The organism is Burkholderia sp. Ax-1720 (assembly GCF_011753035.1).
Lineage (GTDB): Bacteria > Pseudomonadota > Gammaproteobacteria > Burkholderiales > Burkholderiaceae > Burkholderia > Burkholderia gladioli.
The window spans coordinates 1-1,162 of sequence record NZ_VWWK01000436.1 but is presented as its reverse complement, the minus strand read 5'-3'; the positions used below and the strand labels follow the sequence as shown (position 1 = coordinate 1,162).

Below are 1,162 nucleotides of genomic sequence, written 5' to 3'. Positions count from 1 at the left end.
CAGGGCTGCCTGGATCGCGCGCGCGGTGCCCTGGATGTCGTAGGGATTGACCAGCAGCGCGTCGGTCAACTGCTCGGCGGCGCCGGCGAAGCGCGACAGCACCAGCACGCCGGGGTCCTTGCCGTCCTGCGCGGCGATGAACTCCTTGGCCACCAGGTTCATGCCGTCGCGCAGCGGCGTGACCAGCGCCACCCGGCTCGCGCGGTACAGCCCCGGCAGCGAGCTGCGGTCCAGGCTGCGGTGGATGTAGCGCACCGGCATCCAGTCGAGTTCGCCGTAGTCGCCGTTGAGCGAGCCGCACAGCGTATCCATCTCCTGGCGCAAGTGATCGTAGGCATCGACGTCCTCGCGGCTCGGCGCGGCGATCTGGATCAGCGTCGCGCTCTGGCGCATCTCCGGGTAGCGGTCGAGCATCTCGCGGAACGCCTGCACGCGCTGCGGCAGCCCCTTCGAGTAATCGAGGCGGTCCACGCCGAGCAGCAGCTTGCGGCGCGAATACTCGTCGCGCATCTGCTCGTAGATGTTGAGGCCGTCGTCGTCGCTGGCCATCTGCGCGAAGCCGTCCACGTCGATGCCGATCGGGAAGGTGCCCACCCGGATGGTCCGGTCGAAGGCGCGCAGCCGTTCGCCGTCGATGAATTGCGCATCGGCCTCGGCTTCCGCGTAGCGCACGAAATGGGTGACGTCGGTATGCGCCTGGAAGCCCACCAGATCGTAGGCGAACAGCGAGCGCATCAGCCATTCGTGCTCGGGGATCGCGGCCATGATCTGCGGCGGCGGCACGGGAATGTGCAGGAAGAAGCCGATCCGGTTGCGGCAGCCCTGGGCGCGCAGCTCGGTGGCCAGCGGGATCAGGTGGTAGTCGTGCACCCAGATCACGTCGTCGGGCTTGAGCAGCGGCATCAGCTTGCGCGCGAACAGGCGGTTCACGCGGCGATACCCCTCGCTGAACTGCACGTCGAAGTTGGCCAGGTCGAGCCGGTAGTGGAACACCGGCCAGAGCACGTTGTTCGAATAGCCGAGGTAGTAGGCGTCGTAGTCGCGCTGCGAGAGGTCGATGGTGGCGAGTTCCATGTTGCCGTATTCGCGAACCTGCACCTCTTGGTTGCCGGGATCGCTGTCGGCCTCGGCGAGCTTGCCGCTCCAGCCGAACCAGATGCCG

Annotated in this window: 1 protein-coding gene; it reads right to left on the bottom strand. The window is 67.2% G+C overall.

Annotated elements, in window-relative coordinates:
- Positions 1 to 1,162 (bottom strand): trehalose-6-phosphate synthase (locus F3J18_RS37475; RefSeq protein ID WP_166917205.1); only part of this gene is annotated, 1,162 nt, incomplete at both ends.